Raw genomic sequence first — 20,524 nt, 5'->3', positions numbered from 1 at the left:
ATGAACATCCCGGCCGCTGACCTCGCTCGCCTCAATGACTGCCGCCACCATGACCCACACGGATTCTACGGCTGGCATGAAGGTACCGTCCGTACCCGCCAGCCTGGTGCCACCGCGGTACAGCTTCATACCCCCACGCAATCCTTGTCTATGAATTTGGTGGGCGACGATATCTGGGAAGCGGAAGTAGGCGAGAACTGCGATTACCGCCTCGAAATCTCCTACCCCGGCGCCCCTACCCGCACCGTGGCAGACGGATATCACTTCCTGCCCACCATCGGATCCCTAGATCTGCACCTTATCGGCGAAGGCCGCCACGAGCGCCTTTGGGATGTCCTCGGCGCCAACCTACGTTCTTATGACACAGAGATGGGTCCCGTAAGCGGTGTGTCCTTTGCCGTATGGGCCCCCAATGCCCAAGGTGTTGCCGTCGTGGGCGATTTCTGCGGCTGGAATCCTACCCAGTATCCGATGCGTTCGCTCGGTTCTACCGGCGTATGGGAGGTCTTTGTCCCAGGCATCGGTGCTGGCGAGCACTATAAGTTCGCCATCTTTAGCCAGGAAGGCCGCAAAGACAAGGCCGACCCATTGGCCAAGCGCACCGCCTGCCCGCCGGAAACTGACTCGATCGTGGATTCCACCAGCTTCGGCTGGTCTGATTCCGCGTGGATGGACAAGCGCACCGGCAACCTAGATGTCCCGATGAGCATCTATGAGGTCCACGTTGGCTCGTGGAAGGTCGGGGCGAATTATAACCGACTTCGCGAGGAGCTCATCCCTTATCTCAAGGAGCATGGCTTTACCCACGTCGAGCTCTTGCCCGTGGCCGAGCACCCCTTCGGCGGCTCTTGGGGCTACCAAGTCTCTGGCTATTACTCGCCTTCAGCGCGGTGGGGCTCGCCGGATGAGTTCCGCGCATTAGTCAATGCACTGCATGAAAACGGCATCGGGATCATCGTGGACTGGGTGCCAGCCCACTTCCCCAAAGATGACTGGGCCTTAGGCCGCTTCGATGGTCAAGCGCTTTATGAGCACCCCGATCCCCGCCGCGGCGAGCAAGCCGACTGGGGTACCTATGTTTTTGACTTTGGCCGCAATGAGGTGCGCAATTTCCTCGTAGCCAACGCCCTGTATTGGGCTGAAGAATTCCACATTGACGGCCTGCGCGTAGACGCCGTCGCTTCCATGCTTTACCTGGACTACTCCCGCGATGAATGGCTACCCAATCAGTTTGGCGGGCGCGAGAATTTAGAAGCAGTCCAATTCCTGCAGGAAACCAATGCCACCCTCAACCGCACCCATCCTGGCGTACTCACCATCGCCGAGGAATCCACCTCCTGGCCGGGCGTTACCGCTCCTACTTCCGAGAACGGGCTGGGCTTTTCCCTGAAGTGGAATATGGGATGGATGAATGACACCCTGGAGTACTTCAAGCACGAGCCTATCCACCGCTCCTATCATCATGGCGAGCTCACCTTCTCCATGGTGTATGCCTATTCTGAGCGCTACGTGTTGCCGTTTAGCCACGACGAAGTAGTCCACGGCAAGGGTTCACTGTGGCAGCGCATGCCTGGCGACGACTGGAATAAGGCCGCCGGATTGCGCGCTTTGTATGGCTACATGTTCTCCCACCCTGGCAAGAATCTGCTCTTCATGGGCCAGGAATTTGGACAAACCACCGAGTGGTCCGAGGAGCATTCCGTGGATTGGGGCAACCTCGATGGTTGGGGCAATGAGTGGCACCGGGGCATTAAGCGCCTCGTGCGCGATATCAACCTCATCTACCGCGACACTCCAGCTTTGTGGAGCCAGGATTTCAGCCAAGACGGCTTTCAATGGGTCAAGGCCGATGACTCGAACAATAACGTGCTGGGTTACGTCCGCTATGGCGCAGACGGCTCTGCCTTGCTCGCCGTGTGCAACCTTTCGGGTTCTTCCATTCCCGACTACGGCCTCTGGGTTCCACGTGATGGTGCTTGGAAAATGGTACTTAACACCGATGATGCCGTTTATGAGGGCGCTGGGAACCCGCTTCCTCAGCATATTCACGTGGCGGATAATTCCGCCACGCTTCACCTACCGGCCAACTCGGTGCAGTGGTACGTACTGGAGCAATAAAACGCCTATCGCTGCGTGCGTAGGAACTCCACCACGCGCGCTTCGATATCATCGCGAAGCGCATCCATGCGCTCTTCACCCTCCAGACCACGCAGCGAAGGATCCTCGATGGCCCACCTCTGCGCTGGCCCGTCATATTCCGCATCACCTACCACGATGACGTGGTCGACAGCGGCAGCAAGGTGGGGATCCACTAGAGCAGGAGTACCAGTCATTTCTGCCCCCACCTTCGCGAGGGAAGCTTTGGCCTCTTGATTGATGCCCTGCTGGGTATGCTCCGGGGTAGTTTGCACCCCAGCCGAGTAAATATCCCACTCAGGCGCATGCTTGGCGGCAAGCGCCGCAGCCATCTGCGACTTGCCGCGATTTGTATTGCACAGGAAAAGCACTGAAGTCATGCTTTCCCATCCTACCCAAGCTAGTACAGGGCACTCGCCAGCTTGGTTCGAGCTTCCATCACACGCGGATCATTGCCCTCAAAGAGCCCGAAAAGCTCCAGCAAGCGCTCGCGCACGCGAGCTTTCTCATCACCGGCCGTTGCCTTCATCGTCTCGATGAGGCGATCAAAGGCCTTTTCTGGGGCGCCGGCAACCACTTCGGCGTCGGCAGCACGCATCTGCTTATCGACGTCCCCCTTGTCCCCTTCCGCAGCCGCAATCGGATCCTCAGTCTGGTTGGCAGGATCAAGGCGCTTGAGCAGTACGGTTGTATCGCGGGCCTGCTTAATCTGCACGTTTTCGGGCTCAGCCTCCAAGATGGAGTTATAGACCTTAAGAGCACCATCAAAGTCGCCAGCATTTAAGAAGCCCTCTGCTTCTTGGAGACGCGGATCCTCTTCTTCCTCTTGGGTCTGGGGCTCTCCCGCATCGCTCTGTAGGCCCTTCAACTGTGGGCCAACATTCTGCACCAGGGCATCTACCCATTGTTTTAGCGCATCTAGTGGTTGTGCACCCTCGAAATTCGTCAGCGGCTGCCCAGCGCCCAGGGCCACCACAGTGGGGAGGTTCTTCACGCCAAAGGCCTGCGCAACCTGTGGGGTAGCATCTGCATCCACGTAGGCAACTAGGAAGCTGCGGTTTCCTTGCGCTGCCAAACCTTGCAGATCGGTCTTTAGCTGCTCCGACTGCGTGGAACGGGCGGTGCCAATGAGTACAATCACCGGAACTTCCGTAGAACGGCGCACCACGTCCTGGTCGAAGTTAGCTTCCGTCACAGTGAAGAAGGGCTGGATCCCGCCAGCAGTGGTCTGCGGAGATTCCTGCGCCTTCTGCCGTGCCTCGGCCCGCGCCTTTACTTGGCTGAGGTCGAGCGCGCCTCCTACATAAGCGTTATTTGCTGAAGTCATCTAGTCCTCCTTTGCAAGGCGGCGGTTAACCGCATCTACCTTGTCAGTCAGTTGATTGGTTACGCCCTCGCGAATATCAGCCTTGACCACCAAAGATGTGCGCGGGGATACCGCACGCACCGCGTCAGTGGCCTTCTTAATAGTTCCAAAGACCTCGTCCCACTCGCCTTCAAGCAGGGTGAACATGGCATTGGTCTCGTTAGGAAGGCCAGATTCGCGGACTACGCGCACGGCCTCAGCGACGGCGTCAGCCATTTCTTGGGAGTCATTATTGACTACTGCGGGGGCTACAGAGAATGCAACAATCATGCCCGCTAGTCTACCTACGCTCCCAGCAGTGGCGGTGCCAGTGCCGACGATCGTCTCCCTGGCGGCCCACGTCGCGCGGCCACGCGACGATATGAGCCACCCCGGGAGGAATATTTTGATTACACCCTGGGCACACATAGTACTTTTGGGCACGCGCAGAACCGATATGCCGCATAACATAGGGTTCACCGTGCGTCCAGCTAGGCCCCTCGACCGTCTGCGAGCCGAGAAAAGTCGACCCATCTTTAGGCAAGGATCGAAGCTCGAGCGGTTTGCGTCTATTCCGCCGTGGCATTAGAACAATCGCAATTCGTTAGACTCAAGTCCGCGGAGTTCCTGATAGTCCAGTACGACGCACCGAATGCCTCGGTCCTCTGCTAGCGTGCGGGCCTGCGGTTTGATTTCCTGGGCCGCGAATACACCAGATACTGGGGCCAGAAGCTCATCACGGTTAAGCAACTCCAGATACCTCGTCAGCTGCTCCACGCCATCAATCCCACCACGGCGCTTCACCTCGATGGCAACATTATTGTTGTTTTCATCTTTCGCCATAATGTCTACCGGGCCTATCGCCGTTGGGTATTCGCGGCGTACCAGCGTATAGCTATCACCCAAGGTATCGATCTGGTCTGCCAAAAGCTCTTGTAAGTGAGCCTCCACGCCGTCTTTGACTAGGCCTGGGTCTTCACCCATGTCATAGGAGATTTCCTCATGGATCTCAGCAATTGTAATGCGCAACTGCTCGCCTTTAGGATTTTCCACCAACCACAAAACCTCGCCGGTATCGTCACCGTCTAGGTCCTCAATGGCGGATTCTTTTAACGTGCACGGAGGGGTCATCCAATTAAGCGGCTTATACGCGCGGTCGTCAGCATGCACGGATACAGAGCCGTCAGCCTTGACGATGAGTAGACGGTCTGCCATGGGAAGGTGGGCATCCAAACGGCCCACGTAATCTACGGAGCATCGGGCGATTACTAAACGCATGCCCTCTACCCTAGCGGGTAACCTTATCGCTTGGATTGACGGGTAGCGCGCTGGCGAAGTTGCCGGAAGTCGAAGCGCTGCTGACGTTTGGATGGTGCGGCCTCTACCCACGCCCCGAAGGCCATAATGCCGTGGGCATCAGATGCCAACTCATATTCCCGGCCCTTGACCCGAAAGCGCACAACCTCGGTGGCGGCAGACATAAAAGAAGCCTCGGCATCATCGAGCGAGCGGGTGCTTACTACTTCGATGTCGAGGCGGTTGATACGCAGATCGCAGCGCGGAGAAACGGAGCGGAGCTTGAAATACTCCACAAATTCGCCTTCATAACGCAGCGAACCATGGCGCCAAGAAAGGGAATTTCTAGCGGGTACTCGGCGTAGCAAGACGGCAGTGCCGCGGGCACGCACGGTAAAAAAGCGAAGCGCAGCCAGAAAAATAACCAGCAATAGGGCCACGCCAAGGGCCCACAGAAGCACTGTAACCACCGTTGAATTCATGGGCCTTCACGCCATCCTCGCTTTGTGGAGAAACTGATTCTTGAATTGTAGCGCTTGGCAGGACCTATACGCCAATAAGAAAAGGCAAAGAAAACGCAAAAAGGCGCCCCGGTTTAAACCGGGGCGCCTTTAGAGAGCAGGAAGGGCGGCTATTGCTGCCCTCTCCTATCAATCCAAGGTACTAAGCCTTGGCGCGGCGGACAGCACGCTGTGCGGCCTCGCCACGGGACTTGGCGAGCTCGTGCTCAGAAGCAAAGTCCTTCTGAGCCTTCTCCTCATCCACCTCATCGGACCAGATGGCCCAATCAGCGAGGACGGTGATCTTGTCCTGGGTAACGGAGAGGAAACCACCCTGCACGGCGGCGACGCGGCGCTCGCCGTCCACTGGGTGGATGGTCACCACGCCATTATCGATCAACTGACCGATCATTGGCTCGTGACCGGGAAGCACGCCGATCTCACCCTCGGTGGTCTCAGCCGTGACCATGGAGGCCTGTCCAGACCACAGCAGGCGCTCGACGGAAACCAATTCGGCGGTGATGTCAGCCATGTGCCTCTCCCTACTTCTCGTTCAACTTCTTGTATGCAGCCTCGACGTCGTCAAGGCCGCCCAAGCCGTTGAAAGCCTGCTCTGGGTAGTGGTCAAACTCGCCATCGCAGATGCGCTCGAAGGCGTTGATGGTCTCGGACAGCGGTACGTAGGAGCCCGGCAGGCCGGTGAACTTCTGCGCAACGAAGAAGTTCTGGCCCAAGAAGCGCTCGATACGACGGGCACGCTGAACGGTGACCTTGTCTTCCTCAGACAGCTCGTCCATACCAAGGATGGCGATGATGTCCTGGAGTTCCTTGTTCTTCTGCAGAATACCGATGACGCGCTGTGCAACCTCGTAGTGCTTCTCGCCGACGATACCTGGCTCGAGAATACGAGAGGTAGAAGTCAGCGGGTTCACTGCCGGGTAAATACCCTTGGAGGCAATAGCACGGTCCAGCTCGGTGGTGGCGTCCAAGTGAGCGAACGTCGTAGCCGGAGCCGGGTCGGTGTAGTCATCGGCAGGAACGTAAACGGCCTGCAGGGACGTAATGGAACGGCCCTTGGTCGAGGTAATGCGCTCCTGCAAAACACCCATCTCATCAGCCAAGGTCGGCTGGTAGCCCACGGCGGAAGGCATACGACCCAGCAGGGTCGAAACCTCAGAGCCGGCCTGGGTGAAACGGAAGATGTTGTCAATGAACAGCAGCACGTCCTGGTTCTGCACATCGCGGAAGTACTCCGCCATGGTCAGGCCGGACAGAGCCACACGCATACGGACTCCTGGCGGCTCATCCATCTGGCCGAAGACAAGGGCGGTATCTTGCAGCACGCCCATTTCTTCCATTTCCAGGAAGAGGTCGGTGCCCTCACGGGTACGCTCGCCGACGCCGGCGAAGACGGAGGTACCGGAGAACTCGCGGGCGATACGGGTAATCATCTCCTGAATCAGAACGGTCTTACCCACACCTGCACCGCCGAACAGGCCGATCTTGCCGCCCTTGACGTACGGGGTCAGCAGGTCGATGACCTTAATGCCGGTCTCCAGAATCTCGGTCTTACCCTCGAGCTGGTCGAACGCTGGCGGCTCGCGGTGGATTCCCCACTGCTCGCCATCGCGGCCGAGACCCGGCTCATCGAGGCAATCACCGAGGGCGTTGAAGACGTGGCCCTTGACGACGTCGCCGACCGGCACGGAAATTGGCTTTCCGGAGTCGATGACCTCGGCACCGCGGACGAGGCCGTCGGTCGGTGCCATAGACACGGTACGGACAAGGTTGTCACCGAGGTGCTGAGCGACCTCGAGGGTGACGGTCTTTGCAACAGCTTCGAGCTTGATGTCGACGTGCAGTGCGTTGTACAGGGCCGGCAGTGCCTCACGTGGGAACTCCACGTCCACAACCGGACCGATGACGCGCACGACACGACCGGCGACTGCCGAAGACTGTGCATTCTGCTCTTGCAGAGCTGTAGTCATAATCTAGTCACTTTCTGCGCTGTCAGATAGCGCGCCAGCGCCACCGACGATCTCTGAAATTTCCTGGGTAATCTGTGCCTGACGGGCCTGGTTAGCCACGCGGGAGAGGTCTTCGACCATCTCGGTTGCGTTGTCAGTAGCAGACTTCATAGCTGTACGGCGTGCAGCGGACTCGGAGGCAGAAGCCTCCAAGAACATAGCAAACAGGATACGCGAGACGTACTGCGGAAGCAGAGCTTCCATCAGCGTATCTGCGTCCGGCTCGAATTCGAATCCGGCGGCAACATCCTCCGCAGATTCGGCGTCGGACAGAGCGGAGTCACCGAGGTGGTACTCCTCATCCTGAATAACCGGCTCAACTGGCAACAGCTGCTGTGCGCGCGCAGTCTGGGTCAACATGGACTCAAACTCGGTGTAGACAACGTGTACCTGGTCAAAGCCACGTACACCTACGCCTTCACCCTGCGCATGCAGGCCGTCGCGGCCCTTGGTAGTGCCGTTGGAACCAGCAATAAAGCCATCAATCAGGTGACGGCGCACATCGTGGGTGGCCTCCCAGGTTGGGTCCTGAGAGAAACCGCCCCAGCTGCCAACTACCTCGTCCTCGCGGAACTTGTAGTGGCCGATGCCCTTGTTGCCGGTAACGTACCGAACTACCTCGTAGCCCTTGCTTTCCAGGAGAGCTTGCAGCTGTGCGGCCTTCTTGAAGACGTTGTTGTTGTAGCCGCCACACATACCGCGGTCAGAAGTGACCACGAGAATGGCTGCGACGTTTCCGTCTTCGCGCTCACGCAGCATGTCATGCTCCAACGTAGAGGCGGAAGCCAGCTTATTCATGATGCTGGTCATCTCAGTCGCATAAGGCTGAGATGCTTCTACCCTGGCCTGCGCCTTGGTAATGCGCGAGGTAGCAATAAGCTCCTGGGCCTTGGTGATCTTCTTAGTCGAATTAACGGACCGGATGCGGTCACGTAGTTCGCGAAGATTAGCCATCGTTTCTCCTCCCTTCTTTAATCTAGACGGTTAGTTATGAGTTCTGAACTCTACTTAGCCGTCTTGCGGGAGACGTTGAGCTCGGTGTTCTTTACGTCGCTTTCATCCAAAGGCTCTACCGGTGCCTCAGAGCCCAAGTTATGGCCTTCGGAGGTGCGGAAGGTCGGCTGGAAATCCTTAGCTGCCGCAACCAATGCGTCCTTGGACTCATCGGTTAGCGGCTTGCCGCCGGAAATCTGCTCAAAGACCTCTGGGGTGTTGGCGTTGAGGTATTCGTGTACCTCGTCCTCGAAGCGGCGGACGTCTTCAACGGGAACGACGTCGAAGATGCCAGCCTCGGCGAGGTAGATGGATACCATCTGGTACTCCACCGGCTGCGGGGAGGACTCGGACTGCTTCAGCAGCTCAACCAGACGGGAACCGCGCTCCAGCTGAGCCTTGGAGGCAGCATCCAGGTCAGATGCGAATGCCGCGAAGGCCTGCAGATCACGGTAGGAGGCTAGGTCCAGACGCAGGTTACCGGCAACCTTCTTCATGCCCTTGGTCTGTGCAGCGCCACCGACACGGGAGACGGAAACACCGACGTTAATAGCCGGACGAACACCCTGGTTGAACAGGTCGGACTCCAGGAAGACCTGGCCGTCAGTAATAGAAATGACGTTGGTCGGAATGAAGGCGCCGACGTCGTTTGCCTTGGTCTCGATGATCGGCAGTGCGGTCATGGAGCCAGCACCCATGTCGTCGGAAAGCTTGGCAGCACGCTCCAGCAGGCGGGAGTGCAGGTAGAACACATCGCCCGGGTATGCCTCGCGTCCCGGGGGACGGCGCAGCAGCAAGGAAATGGCACGGTAGGCCTCAGCCTGCTTGGTCAGATCATCGTAGATAACCAGGACGTGGTTGCCCTGGTACATCCAGTGCTGGCCCAGCGCTGCACCGGAGAACGGTGCCAACCACTTGAAGCCGGCGGAATCGGAAGCCGGTGCGGCCACGATGGTGGTGTAATCGAGTGCGCCGTGCTCCTCAAGGGTGCGGCGCACACCAGCGATGGTCGAGCCCTTCTGGCCAATTGCGACGTAGATGCAGCGTACCTGCTTATCCTTGTCGCCGGACTCCCAGTTAGCCTTCTGGTTCAAAATGGTATCGATGCACACCGCGGTCTTACCGGTCTTACGGTCACCGATGACCAGCTGACGCTGGCCACGGCCGATCGGGGTCATTGCGTCGATAGCCTTGATGCCGGTCTGCATTGGCTCTTCAACCGGCTGGCGCTGCAGCACGGACGGTGCCTGCAGCTCGAGGACGCGCTCCTCTTCAGCGTTGATTGGGCCCATGCCGTCAATCGGCTGACCCAAAGGGTTAATTACGCGGCCGAGGAATTCCTCGCCCACTGGGATGGAGAGAACCTCGCCGGTCCTCTTAACCTCGTCGCCCTCCTTGAGGGACTCGAAGTTGCCCAGGACCACGACACCGATGGAGTTAGTGTCAAGGTTCTGTGCGACGCCAATCACGCCGCCTGGGAACTCGAGCAGCTCATTCGCCATAACGGACGGCAGGCCAGAAACCTGCGCAATACCGTCAGCTGCCGAAATGACCACGCCGACCTCCTCACGGGAGGCCTCCGCGGAGTAGCTCGAGGTGTAGTTCGCAATCGCACTACGGATCTCGTCGGAGGAGATCGTCAGCTCCGCCATGTTCTTCCTGCTCTCGGTAGTATCTTCCAGCACTTACTTAAATCGTTTCTGTCGTTTCGGCTACGCCATCTGGGCACGCAGGCGAGCAATCTTGCCTGCCGTAGAACCGTCAATGACTTCATCGCCGACGCGGATGCGCATGCCACCGAGGAGGCTGGTGTCAACCTCAGAGTGAATGGACATCGCACGACCATAAATTTTGCCCAGCTTCTCAGCGAGTACTGCTTGCTGGCCTTCGTTTAGTTCACCCGCTGCGGTAACACGCGCAATGGTGCGGTCCTGCAGGTCTGCTGCAGAATCAGCCAAAGCGGCCACATCATCGATCGGGTTCTGCTCTGGGCGGGAGATGGCCTGAAGCACCAGTGCCTCAGTAAACATCGTGACCTTGCCATAGAGCACGTTTGCCAGCAATCCGCGCTTGCGGGCGGAATCAGCAGTTCGGTCGGAAAGCAGCTGGGTGAGCTCGCCCTCGCGGTCAAGGATCTGGGAAAGGCGGAAGAGTTCGTCTTCTACCTGGCCCAGCTGGTCCTGCGCCTCAGCGCCACGCAGCAGTGCGCGGCGGCCCAAGGAAACCAATCCCTTGACAAAGTCCTTCGGAGTGGACCACTGTACGGCCGCAGCTTCCTGAATGATGCGCAGCGCACCACCAGAAATCTTGGAGCCAAAAAGGTTCTCCGCTAGGGACTTACGTGCCTCGCTCGGGGCGGCGATATCGGTGAATGCAACGCGCAGTTCGCGGTCATCATCCAAGACATCGACAACCTCAAAGATGTCCAAGCCCGCCTGTGCGGCGGTGGCGACGTTATTCTCGCCAGCAAGGATTTCATCCAAGCGAGATTGCGAGGTTGCGAGTGCTTCGCGGCTAGCTGCCTTCATAGTTGCCTACTTTCCGGCCGGTGCCACAGAGTCGAGCTCGGACAAGAAGCCATCAATGGTGGAGGACTTCTTAGAGGCGTCGGAAAGCTCGCCGCCCAGAATCTTCTCCGCCAGGTTGATGGAGTTCTGGCCCATTTCGGAACGCAGCTCAGTAACAACCTGCGAACGGGAAGCCTCCAGCTGCTTCTCGCCGTTGGCGACGATGCGGCGGGACTCTTCTTCCGCGTTGGTCTTGGCCTCGGCCTCGATCTGCTTGCCGCGCTCGCGCGCCTGCTCGCGAATCTCGGCTGCCTCTGCACGGGCATCAGCCAGCTGAGCATTGTACTTTTCCAGAGCAGCCTTGGCCTCGGCCTGCTGAGCCTTGGCACGCTTCAAGCCGCCCTCGATCCGGTCTTCACGCTCTGCCAACATCTTGCTGTACATAGGAATTACAAACTTCCAGAACAGCAACAGAATTACGATGAAGCACAGCAAAGACCAGAAAATGTCATAGTTCTTGGGCAGAAGAACAGAGAAACTACCCGAACCTGGGTTATCTCCGCCCTCTGCTGCAAGCAAGTAAACGACGTTATTCATTGGTCTCCCGTCTTAAAAGATTCGGTGTGAAAACTCGAGCTCTTAGAACAGGAAGCCGGCAACGAGGCCGATAAGTGCCAAGGCCTCAGTAAAGGCGATACCCAGGAACATGGTGGTACGCAGCTGGCCAGCCATTTCTGGCTGACGGGCCATAGCTTCAACGGTCTTGCCGGCAACGATACCGATACCGATGCCTGGACCGATAGCCGCCAGGCCATAACCAATGGTGCCCAGTCCTTCAAACTTCGAAGCGGCATCCGCTGCCAGAATGATTTCGTTCATGGTGAAAGTCGTTCCCTTTCGTAGAATTTCAGTCTGTCTCAAGACTGAATGTCGATGGTTTAAATTAGGTGGTTTACTCGGTCGCGCTCGTCGACCTCGTCCTTAGTGCGAATCAGCGTGCAAGGACAGCTCAATGTACACCGCCGTCAAAAGAGCGAAGATGTACGCCTGTAGGAAGATAACCAGAATCTCGAACAGGCTCATAGCCAAGCCCAGAATAATGGTTAATCCAGACAGTGCGGTCCAACCATTCAGCTGCCAGAAGAAGAAGTTCGTAGCAGAGAAGAGAAGAACCAGAATGATGTGTCCAGCAAGGAAGTTCGCCATGAGACGAATAGCAAGGGTAACCGGCCGCAAGATGAACGTAGAGAAAAACTCAATCGGTACCACCAAAAGATGCAATAGCGGTGGCAAGTTCGGAATCACTACCGAGGAGCGAATGAACTTACCAAGGCCATACCTCTTGGCACCCGCGTAAATCATCACAATGTACGAAACCGCGGCCAAGACAATTGGCATACCAATACGTCCGTTCGGCGAGACATTAAGCCCCGGAATAACGGTCGCAACGTTCATGAATAGAACCGCGAAGAAGATGCTAGCGATAATTGGCAGAAATCGCTTTCCCTCCTTCTTACCCAAAATGTCCTCAGCGATATGAATACGGACAAAGTCGACCGCATTCTCGCCCACATTCTGAATGCCAGAAGGAACCAACTTAGGGTTCTTAAAGGCGGCCCAGAAAAGGATCACCACAATTAGCGTCATCAAGATTCGAATCAGCATCAGGCGATCAAGCGCGAACCATCCGCCGGCGAAGTCACCGAAAAAAAGATGGTCGGCATCAATTTGCCCCGGGAAGAATTCTTCACCTAGATCGGGCGTGTGGAAGTGCCCTTTCATAGCCAATGTTGTAACGCTCAGCGTTCTCTCCCGTGTTCGGGCCACACAGCTTGTAAAAGCTTTTGTGGTGCGATGGACGTCTCAAACTTTCTGTCCTGTTCACGGACTCCGTCGCACATCAGCATGAACAAGACAGGGATTTACCAATACCGGAAGAGAGCACGTGCCTACTTCCACGGTAACCCGAAGTGAATCGTATCAGCTGGATCCTGAGTTTTTGCACGTGGGGGCCCCATAGAAGCTACTCTTCAATTCCAAAGTAAGTAATTAAGCTATAAACCTGCGATTTGCTGGCCAAACTCATAAGCGTGGAATTCATCACACCACATCTCACCCGCCCCTCGTCGGGGGTATAAATCTCTCATAACCGCAAGTAACAGATGAAATAGAGCTGCTCGATATCCCCCATGATGCTGAGCTACCCCAAGCTTTTGGCAGCATTCTTTGAACGCCGATTAAGCCACGTACGTCACTTTAGAAGTAACTATCCCCCAGACTTCGGTTCCGAGGGTTACAACAAGAGCTGCAACTACGCTAAGAAACAAGGCCCACGTGTCATAGAAATCCATTTCCCTAATTACTGCCAAAACCCCCAAGAGCAAAACTAGCTTAAGCAGCCACCCACCGAGCACCACTGCAATTGTTGTCGAGGGGGTTGACTTGGCTGTAAATAGGACTGAAAGAGCCGTGCACAATACGAATCCTCCGCCTAGAGCTGCACCAATTAAGACGCCCCAAATTCCGGGAAGGCCTTTCAATCCCCCCCAAATGGCAAGTGATACCAACATAATGACAAGCAACGCTTTGACACCTAGCTGCACGGCGCGTTTGAGGGGCAGACGCGGATCATCAAAATCAGAGTTTACTTTAGGATCATTCACGGAGACCGAGCCTACCTCACGAAGGTTCAGTTTCCGCCACCACGACGGTCTCTCGAGCAGCAGGGCCGATCTTTCCTTGCCGCAAGGGCACGAGAGTAGCTGCAAACGCGAGAAGCAGGGCCACAATAGTCACGCCAATGGCCACCGGCGCGGGAACGATGGAAAAGGACACCGCACCAAATGCCACTGCGGAAACCCACAAGTAAAGCACTAGCACGGTACGCCTATGAGTGTGCCCAAGCTTGAGGAGGCGGTGATGAATGTGCGCCTTATCCGCAGAAAACGGTGAACGGCCGCGCGATAGGCGGCGAATAACAGCCCAGACAAGGTCGAGGACTGGAATAAATACCGCTGCGGCGACCACGATAATGGGTGACATCAACGCGACAATATCCACCGTGCCATACAGAGACATGTTGATCTTGCCGGACGCAGAAGTTGAGGCCGCAGCGAGCAAAAGGCCGATAAGCATGGAGCCGGAGTCGCCCATAAAAATGCGGGATGGTTCGAAGTTATGGGGTAAGAAGCCGGCGCACATTCCCACCAGTGCGGCACTAATAATGGCTGGCGGATAGGCCGATACAGCGCCGCCCTGGTCATGGAGGACGGTCAAGGAAAAGACTAAAATTGCCCCTCCTGCAATCATTCCAAGGCCTGCTGCCAGGCCATCAAGCCCGTCTACAAAGTTGATGGCATTGATAAGCAAGACGGTAAAGAATGCGGTGAGCAGGGTGCTTTGCAATTGGTCCAGCACAACGGTGGTGCCGCCGCCAAACGGAATGAAAAGTAGTGTCCAGGTAAGGCCCAACCCACTCATGAGCGTGGCAGCGAAAAGCTGGCCAAAAAGCTTCACGACGGCGCTGAGTTCTACTAGGTCATCGACCACGCCAACAAGCACCAGCGCCAAGGCCGCCCATAGCACCGCATTCATTTCCGGAGTGACGGGCATAAAGCCGCGAGTCAAGGCTGGAAGCTGGGCTGCGAGGAATATTGCCGCCGCAAAGCCGGTAAACATGGCCACGCCGCCCATACGGGGTGTGGGCTGCGTGTGAGCGTCGCGCAGGCGAATTTCCGCCACCCGGCCGGTGCGCACTAAAAAGGAGCGCACCACACCGGTGGTCAGATACGTAAATGCTGCTGCGACGAGGATGACAAGGGCCAACTCGCGCAGCGGGACACCACTGCCGCTCACGCGAATACCTCCTTAAGCTTGGGGGCGGGTGCGCAGGGTTTGGGCATCGAGGCCGATGACCTTGCCGATTTCCTCGGCCGAGAGCGCGCCTTCACGGAGTAGATACGGGCGCTCACCGGAGAGATCGATGATGGTGGAAGGCTTACCGACGGCCGTCTCTCCCCCATCCAAGTAAACCGTCACGGCTTTACCCAGCTGTTGCTTAGCCATAAGCGCGGTGGTTGGTGGCTGGTGGCCAGAAATATTGGCGGAAGACACAGCCATCGGACCAACCTCGCGCAAAAGCTCAATTGCAATGGGGTGCAGCGGCATGCGCAGCATTACCGTGCCGCGGGTATCACCGAGGTTCCACGGCAAGGATGGCGCCTGAGGAACAACGATAGACAGGCCACCCGGCCAAAAGGCCTCGACCAAATCACGCGCAGTATCGGTATAGGAAGCCACGAGACCGCGAACGGTATCCCAGGAACCAACCAAAACCGGTACCGGCATATCCGGACCGCGCTGCTTGGTAGCCAAGAGATTGGCTACGGCATCATTATCAAAGGCATCGCAGCCAAGGCCATACAGCGTATCGGTGGGCATGACCACAAGGCGACCGGATTGTGCAGCCTTGACCGCAATGTTCAGGCCCTCTTCGCGCTCGGCCTCATCGGCACAGTTAAAAATCTTTCCTTGCATAGTCTTTCCCCTTCTTGCCCTAAGTGGTGTCTTAGTCTACCGCGCGCACCGCAGTGACAAAGCGGGGCGTTCCCGTCATGTCCTGCAGCGCCGAAATTCTTTCAAAGCCGCCGTGGCGGGCCATTGCGGCTTGTACGGCTTCGCTCGTGGAGTCATCGTGCTCAATGGCCACCTTGCCGCCCGGGCGCAAAAGGCGGGCGAACGTCGGGATGAGGCCGGTGATGACGCCCATCCCATCCTCACCGGCAAAGACCGCGTCGTGTGGATCATGGTAGACCTCCGGATCGAGGTTCGGCGTCTCCGGTACATACGGCGGGTTGGTCACGATAAGGTCCACGGTCCCGTTCCACTCCGCCAAGGTAGTGGCATCCGTAGCATCGGCCTGAATGACCTCTACCCCGCTGCCGCGGGTATTGGCAGTGGTGTAGGCCAAGGCGGCGTCGGCAAGCTCAACTGCCCGCACCTGCGCCTCAGGTAAGTAGTGGTGCAGATATAGTGCCAACGCCCCTGTGCCAGTGCACAAGTCCACCAGCCGCGGGCCGTCCGCATTGCGCACCGCCCAGTCCGCCAACACCTCGGTTTCCGGCCGCGGGATAAATACGCCAGGGCCCACCTTGAGCTCCAGCGGACCGAACCAGGCGCTGCCTAGCACGTACTGTAGGGGCTCGCGGGACTCGCGGCGACGTAGCAGCGCATCATAGGCCATATCGAAACCGGGCATAGGAGCTTGGTCCAGCGGGATATCCATGTGGCCGCAATGAATAAGGTGCGTGGCAATGATGCGCGCATCCCACTCGGGGCTTGGTACCCCGGCAGCACGAAGGCGCTGCACCCCACGGCGCAGCGCCTGTCCATACGTGTTATCCACGCCCGTTTAGCCCTCAGCCTCGAGGCGCTCGGCACGCTCCTGGTCCTGCAGGGCCTTAATAAGGTCATGCATATCGCCGTTCAAAACAGAGTCCAGGTTATTAGCCTTGTAGCCAATGCGGTGATCCGTGATGCGGTTCTCCGGCCAGTTATAGGTGCGGATGCGCTCCGAACGGTCCATGGTGCGCACCTGGGAGGCGCGCTGCTCGCCGGCCTCAGCCTCGCGAGCTTCACGCTCCATCTGGTCCAAGCGGGCCTGCAAGACCTGCAGTGCACGCGCCTTGTTCTGAATCTGGGAACGTTCCTTCTGACAGGTAACGATAAGCCCAGTTGGCAGGTGGGTAATGCGCACCGCGGAGTCGGTGGTATTCACGCCCTGGCCGCCCTTACCCGAAGAACGGTAAACGTCAACGCGAATATCCTTGTCATCAATATTGACGGACTCCACCTCTTCTGGCTCTGGGTAGACCAGCACGCCGGCGGCAGAAGTCTGAATACGGCCCTGGGACTCGGTGACCGGGACACGTTGCACGCGGTGCACACCGCCCTCGAACTTGAAGACGGACCAGGCACCATCGCGCGAAGGAGACTTGGAGCGGAAGGAAATGGTCATATCCTTCACACCTCCCAGATCCGACTCGTTGAGGCCCAGGACCTCCCAGTTAAAGCCGGTCTTATCCGCGTAGCGCTCGTACATCCGGGCCAAGTCACCGGCGAAGAGGGCCGCCTCCTCGCCTCCCGCGCCGGCCTTGATTTCCATAATGATGTCCTCGGAGTCCTGCTCATCGCGCGGCGCGAGCAGATCAGCGAGCTTTTCTTCCAAGCTCTCCACGGACTTTTCGAGGCGGTCCGCTTCTTCTTGGAAGTCATGGTCCTCGTAGGCCATCTCCTTGGCGTCCGCGAGATCCTCGCGGGCCTGGGTTAATTCATCATTAACCATGATGATGGGGCGCAGTTCCGCATAGCGCTTGGAGAGCTTGCGGAATTGCTTCTGGTCGCCGGCCACCTCCGGATCGCCCATCTGCATCTCAATGCCCTGGTATTCGGACACAATGTCATCAACGAGGGAAACCTGATTAGACATAATCTTCTTCATCCTTATCCGCAGCCATCGGGGCCGAGGAGGCCACCTGCATCAAGAACTCGCCATTGGAGCGGGTCTTCTTTAGCTGCTTAATGAGCAGGTCAATGGCCTGGTGGGAATCCAGGGCAGAAAGGATGCGACGCAGCTTGGTCATGATGCGCGCCTCCTCTGGTACGAGCAGCAATTCATCCTTACGGGTGCCGGACGGGTTAACGTCCACGGCCGGGAATACACGGCGCTCGGAAATGCCACGGTCCAATTTCAGCTCGGCATTGCCGGTGCCCTTGAATTCCTCGAAGATGACGGTATCGCCGGTAGAACCGGTCTCCACCATGGCGGTGGCGATGATTGTCAGCGAGCCGCCCTCTTCGATATTGCGGGCGGCGCCGAGGAAGCGCTTTGGCGGGTAGAGCGCGTTGGAGTCCACACCGCCAGAGAGGATGCGGCCGGATGCCGGGGAGGAATTATTGTAGGCGCGGCCCAGGCGGGTAATGGAGTCGAGCAAAACAACGACGTCCTTGCCCTGCTCCACAAGGCGCTTGGCACGCTCGATAGCCAGCTCGGCTACGGAGGTGTGCTCTGATGGCGGGCGATCAAAGGTGGAAGCAATAACCTCACCGTTGACGGAACGCTGCATATCCGTAACTTCCTCAGGGCGCTCATCTACGAGGACAACCATGAGGTAGCACTCCGGGTTATTGGTAGAAATCGCATTGGCGATATTCTGCAAAATCGTCGTCTTACCGGCCTTTGGCGGGGAGACGATAAGCGCGCGCTGGCCCTTACCAATGGGCATGATGAGGTCAATCACGCGGGTGGTGAGGATCTTCGGGTCCGTTTCCAAACGCAGGCGCTTATTCGGATACAGCGGGGTCAGCTTATTAAAGTGCGGACGCTGCTTTGCGTTTTCCGGATCGATGCCATTGACGGTATCGACCTGAACCAGCTGGTTGTACTTGCGGCGGTTACGACCGTTGCCATGCGTATGCGTCGGGCCGGAGACCTTAACCTGGCCGGTAATGGCGTCGCCGGAGCGCAGGCCCAGGCGGCGGACAATGCCGTTGTTGACAAAGACGTCGGAAGCCGCGGCGCGGTAACCGGTGGTGCGCAGGAAGGCGACGTTATTGTCTACCACGTCCAAAATGCCACCGACGGCCTGCAGCTCATCGCCCTCGCGGACCTGCAAATCGTTGCCGCCGTTATTGTCATTATTGTTTCCGCGGCCACGGCGGTTGCGGCGATTGCGGCGCCCACGACGGTTGCCGCGCTCGTGATTATTGTTGTCATCGTGGCGATTGCCGCGCTGCTTATTATCGCCGCGGTCATTCTTATCGCCCTGATTATCGGAGCCATCCTGGGAGTTATTCTCGCGGTTGTCTTTATTGCCGCCCTGCTCCTCGTTGTGGCTGCGTTCCTCGCGCTCTTGACGTTCCTGCCGCTCCTGGCGTTCTTGCCGGCGGGCGCGGTTGCGGCGAGCGCGGCGTGCCTGAGAACGCGACTCATAGCGCTGCTCGTCGCCAGAGTTCTGCTGGCGGTTATCCTGCTTCTCGCCGGATTCTTCCTGCTTTTCCGCCTTCTGCGGCGCATCGTCCTGCGCCTGCGCGCGTGGCTTTTCTGGTTTATCAGATTTCTCTGCCTTTTCCGCCTTTTCTACCCGAGCGGCCTTTTCCACCTTGGCCTTGGCCTTTGGCGGAACTTGACCAGTCTTGATGGCGGTGATGAGATCCCCCTTGCGCAGGGCAGAGACACCACGTAGGCCGCGCTCTGCGGCCATTTTGCGCAATTCCGGCAGCTTCAGGGATGCAAGATCCTGTGCTGCGGTGTTGTCCGTTTCGCTCACGGATATCCTTTCGTTGCTTGACCAGGTCCGATGATGCGGGAGCCGCCGTAGCCTAGGCTCACGGCGTTGCACTGGAAGCCAATGTGTATTTTTCTAGGACTTCTCGCCCTCGTGCCAAGGCGCATGCGCGTCCTGCCGGGCAATAAGTATGAGGCCTCTTCCATGTTCTCAAGGAGAATTCGCACAGCGGGTGCACGAACCGGAAGAAATCAAGAAACGACTGCGGGCAAAACTTCTCTGGGCCCGAATCCATAGGAAAGGGGAGCTAAAAATTCCGGTTTCCTACCAGTCGCGAACAAGTATAACGCATAGACCGCAACGCCCGCACCATGACACCGCTACAGTAGAGGCATGCTTTCCACGATGATGGATATCCCCCTCTCCCTGACCCGCATTTTGGAATACGGCGCCTCGGTGCACGGCAGCACCACGGTGACAACCTGGCACGGTGAGGGCACCGGCTCTGAATTTGATCCGGCCGAAGAAGTTACCTTCCGCGATATCGCCGCTCGCGCAGCCGCCTTCGCCCACGCTATTCATGATGATTTGGGTATTACCGGCGATGAGCGGGTGGGCAGTTTTATGTGGAACTGCGCCGAACACCTCGAGGTCATGTTTGGCACTGCTTGCAAGGGCGCGATTTTTGCGCCGCTGAATAAGCAGCTGATGAATGACCAGATTCGCCATATTATTAATCACGCGGAAATATCTGCCATCGTGTGCGATCCCCGGCTGGCGCAGCAACTAGGCAAGGTGCTTGTGGGTACCGACTCCGTGAAAAGCGTCATCATTACCGGCGCACAGCCTGCGCAGCAGTTTGCCCATCTCTTCCCCCGTGGGATTGAAGTGTATTCCTATGAAGCTTTAATTGATGGCCGCTCCACCGTCTATGACTGGCCGGAACTAGATGAGCGCACGGCCGCGGCACTGTGCTATTCCACAGGCACCACGGGTGCCCCCAAGGGCGTACTGTATTCGCACCGTTCGCTGTATCTGGAGGCCATGCAGCTGCGCTCCTCGGACTCGCTGTGCATCACCCACGGCGAGACTTTCCTGTGCTGCATCCCCATCTGTCACGTGCTGAGCTGGGGCGTTCCCTTTACCTGCTTCATGACGGGCACCCCGCTCGTGCTTCCCGACGCCGACGTATCCGCCCCCACCCTTGCCAAGGCCATTGCCGCTACTTCTCCGCGCGTGGCCCACGGCGTTCCCACCATCTGGATCCAACTCTTTGTGCACTACATGCACCACCCGCCGGAGCGCATGACCCTCACGGAGATCTATGCCGGCGGCTCCCCTGTTCCCCCAATTCTTATCAAGATGTGGGAGGAACGCTACGGTGTCGACGTTGTTCACGTGTGGGGCATGGTAGAAACCTCCACCGTCGGCAGCG

22 protein-coding genes are annotated in these 20,524 nt (G+C 57.8%); 2 read left to right on the top strand and 20 right to left on the bottom strand.

Annotated elements, in window-relative coordinates; genetic code table 11:
* A complete protein-coding gene (gene glgB, locus WMQ00_RS06790) occupies nucleotides 1–2,118 on the top strand; it encodes a 1,4-alpha-glucan branching protein GlgB (protein ID WP_200287684.1) in 2,118 nt (705 codons plus the stop codon).
* 5 nt (nucleotides 2,119–2,123) lie between these two features.
* Here glgB and WMQ00_RS06785 read toward each other — a convergent pair whose 3' ends face one another.
* The 20 genes from WMQ00_RS06785 to rho all read right to left on the bottom strand — a co-directional run bounded on the left by WMQ00_RS06785 (nucleotide 2,124) and on the right by rho (nucleotide 19,131).
* Entirely contained in the window at nucleotides 2,124–2,516 is a 393-nt protein-coding gene (locus WMQ00_RS06785) for an arsenate reductase/protein-tyrosine-phosphatase family protein (protein ID WP_200287685.1), read from the bottom strand.
* A 20-nt stretch (nucleotides 2,517–2,536) separates the two neighbouring features.
* A complete protein-coding gene (locus tag WMQ00_RS06780; protein ID WP_086588750.1) occupies nucleotides 2,537–3,463 on the bottom strand; it encodes a tetratricopeptide repeat protein in 927 nt (308 codons plus the stop codon).
* Nucleotides 3,464–3,772 carry a thiamine-binding protein gene (locus WMQ00_RS06775; protein WP_034656448.1) on the bottom strand — a complete coding sequence of 103 codons (309 nt, stop codon included), beginning with the start codon at nucleotides 3,770–3,772 and terminating at the stop codon, nucleotides 3,464–3,466.
* A gap of 10 nt (nucleotides 3,773–3,782) precedes the next feature.
* Nucleotides 3,783–4,067, bottom strand: coding sequence for a hypothetical protein (locus WMQ00_RS06770; RefSeq protein WP_080971253.1), 285 nt, complete (start codon nucleotides 4,065–4,067; stop codon nucleotides 3,783–3,785).
* Nucleotides 4,067–4,759, bottom strand: coding sequence for an endonuclease NucS (nucS, locus tag WMQ00_RS06765; RefSeq protein ID WP_049361374.1), 693 nt, complete (start codon nucleotides 4,757–4,759; stop codon nucleotides 4,067–4,069). Before nucS ends, WMQ00_RS06770 begins: the two co-directional genes overlap by 1 nt.
* A 23-nt stretch (nucleotides 4,760–4,782) precedes the next feature.
* A complete protein-coding gene (locus tag WMQ00_RS06760; RefSeq protein WP_023021746.1) occupies nucleotides 4,783–5,259 on the bottom strand; it encodes a DUF2550 domain-containing protein in 477 nt (158 codons plus the stop codon).
* A gap of 181 nt (nucleotides 5,260–5,440) precedes the next feature.
* Nucleotides 5,441–5,809 (bottom strand): F0F1 ATP synthase subunit epsilon, encoded by a 369-nt coding sequence (locus WMQ00_RS06755; protein WP_086588747.1) that lies wholly within the window; start codon nucleotides 5,807–5,809, stop codon nucleotides 5,441–5,443.
* 10 nt (nucleotides 5,810–5,819) lie between these two features.
* On the bottom strand, nucleotides 5,820–7,265 hold the full coding sequence (atpD, locus tag WMQ00_RS06750; RefSeq protein WP_340440803.1) for a F0F1 ATP synthase subunit beta: 1,446 nt from the start codon (nucleotides 7,263–7,265) through the stop codon (nucleotides 5,820–5,822).
* A gap of 3 nt (nucleotides 7,266–7,268) precedes the next feature.
* On the bottom strand, nucleotides 7,269–8,258 hold the full coding sequence (locus WMQ00_RS06745) for a F0F1 ATP synthase subunit gamma (RefSeq protein WP_023021749.1): 990 nt from the start codon (nucleotides 8,256–8,258) through the stop codon (nucleotides 7,269–7,271).
* Nucleotides 8,259–8,308: 50 nt separating this feature from the next.
* Nucleotides 8,309–9,949: a F0F1 ATP synthase subunit alpha gene (gene atpA, locus WMQ00_RS06740; RefSeq protein WP_023021750.1), complete on the bottom strand. Its 1,641-nt coding sequence runs from the start codon at nucleotides 9,947–9,949 to the stop codon at nucleotides 8,309–8,311.
* Between the two features lie 60 nt (nucleotides 9,950–10,009).
* Nucleotides 10,010–10,825, bottom strand: coding sequence for a F0F1 ATP synthase subunit delta (locus tag WMQ00_RS06735; RefSeq protein WP_200287687.1), 816 nt, complete (start codon nucleotides 10,823–10,825; stop codon nucleotides 10,010–10,012).
* Nucleotides 10,826–10,831: 6 nt separating this feature from the next.
* A complete protein-coding gene (locus WMQ00_RS06730; RefSeq protein WP_023021752.1) occupies nucleotides 10,832–11,401 on the bottom strand; it encodes a F0F1 ATP synthase subunit B in 570 nt (189 codons plus the stop codon).
* A gap of 42 nt (nucleotides 11,402–11,443) precedes the next feature.
* Complete coding sequence (locus tag WMQ00_RS06725; protein ID WP_023021753.1) at nucleotides 11,444–11,683, bottom strand: ATP synthase F0 subunit C; 240 nt, start codon at nucleotides 11,681–11,683, stop codon at nucleotides 11,444–11,446.
* Between the two features lie 102 nt (nucleotides 11,684–11,785).
* Nucleotides 11,786–12,586: a F0F1 ATP synthase subunit A gene (gene atpB / locus WMQ00_RS06720; protein ID WP_023021754.1), complete on the bottom strand. Its 801-nt coding sequence runs from the start codon at nucleotides 12,584–12,586 to the stop codon at nucleotides 11,786–11,788.
* A gap of 455 nt (nucleotides 12,587–13,041) precedes the next feature.
* The gene (locus WMQ00_RS06715) at nucleotides 13,042–13,467 is read right to left on the bottom strand and encodes a hypothetical protein (protein WP_023021755.1); all 426 of its coding nucleotides are present in this window, start codon (nucleotides 13,465–13,467) and stop codon (nucleotides 13,042–13,044) included.
* 16 nt (nucleotides 13,468–13,483) lie between these two features.
* Entirely contained in the window at nucleotides 13,484–14,659 is a 1,176-nt protein-coding gene (locus tag WMQ00_RS06710; protein WP_248098913.1) for a glycosyltransferase family 4 protein, read from the bottom strand.
* A 12-nt stretch (nucleotides 14,660–14,671) separates the two neighbouring features.
* Complete coding sequence (locus WMQ00_RS06705) at nucleotides 14,672–15,340, bottom strand: L-threonylcarbamoyladenylate synthase (RefSeq protein ID WP_023027842.1); 669 nt, start codon at nucleotides 15,338–15,340, stop codon at nucleotides 14,672–14,674.
* 31 nt (nucleotides 15,341–15,371) lie between these two features.
* Nucleotides 15,372–16,208 carry a peptide chain release factor N(5)-glutamine methyltransferase gene (prmC, locus tag WMQ00_RS06700; RefSeq protein ID WP_340440802.1) on the bottom strand — a complete coding sequence of 279 codons (837 nt, stop codon included), beginning with the start codon at nucleotides 16,206–16,208 and terminating at the stop codon, nucleotides 15,372–15,374.
* A gap of 6 nt (nucleotides 16,209–16,214) precedes the next feature.
* On the bottom strand, nucleotides 16,215–17,291 hold the full coding sequence (prfA, locus tag WMQ00_RS06695; RefSeq protein WP_023021759.1) for a peptide chain release factor 1: 1,077 nt from the start codon (nucleotides 17,289–17,291) through the stop codon (nucleotides 16,215–16,217).
* Nucleotides 17,284–19,131 (bottom strand): transcription termination factor Rho, encoded by a 1,848-nt coding sequence (rho, locus tag WMQ00_RS06690; RefSeq protein WP_023021760.1) that lies wholly within the window; start codon nucleotides 19,129–19,131, stop codon nucleotides 17,284–17,286. Before rho ends, prfA begins: the two co-directional genes overlap by 8 nt.
* A 351-nt stretch (nucleotides 19,132–19,482) precedes the next feature.
* On the opposite strand from rho, the gene WMQ00_RS06685 reads away from it, so the two are divergent.
* The coding region (locus WMQ00_RS06685) for an AMP-binding protein (RefSeq protein WP_340440801.1) at nucleotides 19,483–20,524 on the top strand (1,042 nt) is incomplete at its 3' end.

The sequence above is a fragment of the Corynebacterium sp. KPL2825 genome (genome assembly GCF_037908445.1).
Taxonomy (GTDB): domain Bacteria; phylum Actinomycetota; class Actinomycetes; order Mycobacteriales; family Mycobacteriaceae; genus Corynebacterium; species Corynebacterium kefirresidentii.
This window is presented reverse-complemented; position numbering and strand designations above follow the sequence as displayed.

Excerpts from the sequence above, each read along its gene's own strand:
- glgB (WP_200287684.1), top strand. The coding sequence starts at position 1 with ATGAACATCCCGGCCGCTGACCTCGCTCGCCTCAATGACTGCCGCCAC.
- WMQ00_RS06785 (WP_200287685.1), bottom strand. The coding sequence starts at position 2,516 with ATGACTTCAGTGCTTTTCCTGTGCAATACAAATCGCGGCAAGTCGCAG.
- WMQ00_RS06780 (WP_086588750.1), bottom strand. The coding sequence starts at position 3,463 with ATGACTTCAGCAAATAACGCTTATGTAGGAGGCGCGCTCGACCTCAGC.
- WMQ00_RS06775 (WP_034656448.1), bottom strand. The coding sequence starts at position 3,772 with ATGATTGTTGCATTCTCTGTAGCCCCCGCAGTAGTCAATAATGACTCC.
- WMQ00_RS06770 (WP_080971253.1), bottom strand. The coding sequence starts at position 4,067 with ATGCCACGGCGGAATAGACGCAAACCGCTCGAGCTTCGATCCTTGCCT.
- nucS (WP_049361374.1), bottom strand. The coding sequence starts at position 4,759 with ATGCGTTTAGTAATCGCCCGATGCTCCGTAGATTACGTGGGCCGTTTG.
- WMQ00_RS06760 (WP_023021746.1), bottom strand. The coding sequence starts at position 5,259 with ATGAATTCAACGGTGGTTACAGTGCTTCTGTGGGCCCTTGGCGTGGCC.
- WMQ00_RS06755 (WP_086588747.1), bottom strand. The coding sequence starts at position 5,809 with ATGGCTGACATCACCGCCGAATTGGTTTCCGTCGAGCGCCTGCTGTGG.
- atpD (WP_340440803.1), bottom strand. The coding sequence starts at position 7,265 with ATGACTACAGCTCTGCAAGAGCAGAATGCACAGTCTTCGGCAGTCGCC.
- WMQ00_RS06745 (WP_023021749.1), bottom strand. The coding sequence starts at position 8,258 with ATGGCTAATCTTCGCGAACTACGTGACCGCATCCGGTCCGTTAATTCG.
- atpA (WP_023021750.1), bottom strand. The coding sequence starts at position 9,949 with ATGGCGGAGCTGACGATCTCCTCCGACGAGATCCGTAGTGCGATTGCG.
- WMQ00_RS06735 (WP_200287687.1), bottom strand. The coding sequence starts at position 10,825 with ATGAAGGCAGCTAGCCGCGAAGCACTCGCAACCTCGCAATCTCGCTTG.
- WMQ00_RS06730 (WP_023021752.1), bottom strand. The coding sequence starts at position 11,401 with ATGAATAACGTCGTTTACTTGCTTGCAGCAGAGGGCGGAGATAACCCA.
- WMQ00_RS06725 (WP_023021753.1), bottom strand. The coding sequence starts at position 11,683 with ATGAACGAAATCATTCTGGCAGCGGATGCCGCTTCGAAGTTTGAAGGA.
- atpB (WP_023021754.1), bottom strand. The coding sequence starts at position 12,586 with ATGAAAGGGCACTTCCACACGCCCGATCTAGGTGAAGAATTCTTCCCG.
- WMQ00_RS06705 (WP_023027842.1), bottom strand. The coding sequence starts at position 15,340 with ATGCAAGGAAAGATTTTTAACTGTGCCGATGAGGCCGAGCGCGAAGAG.
- prfA (WP_023021759.1), bottom strand. The coding sequence starts at position 17,291 with ATGTCTAATCAGGTTTCCCTCGTTGATGACATTGTGTCCGAATACCAG.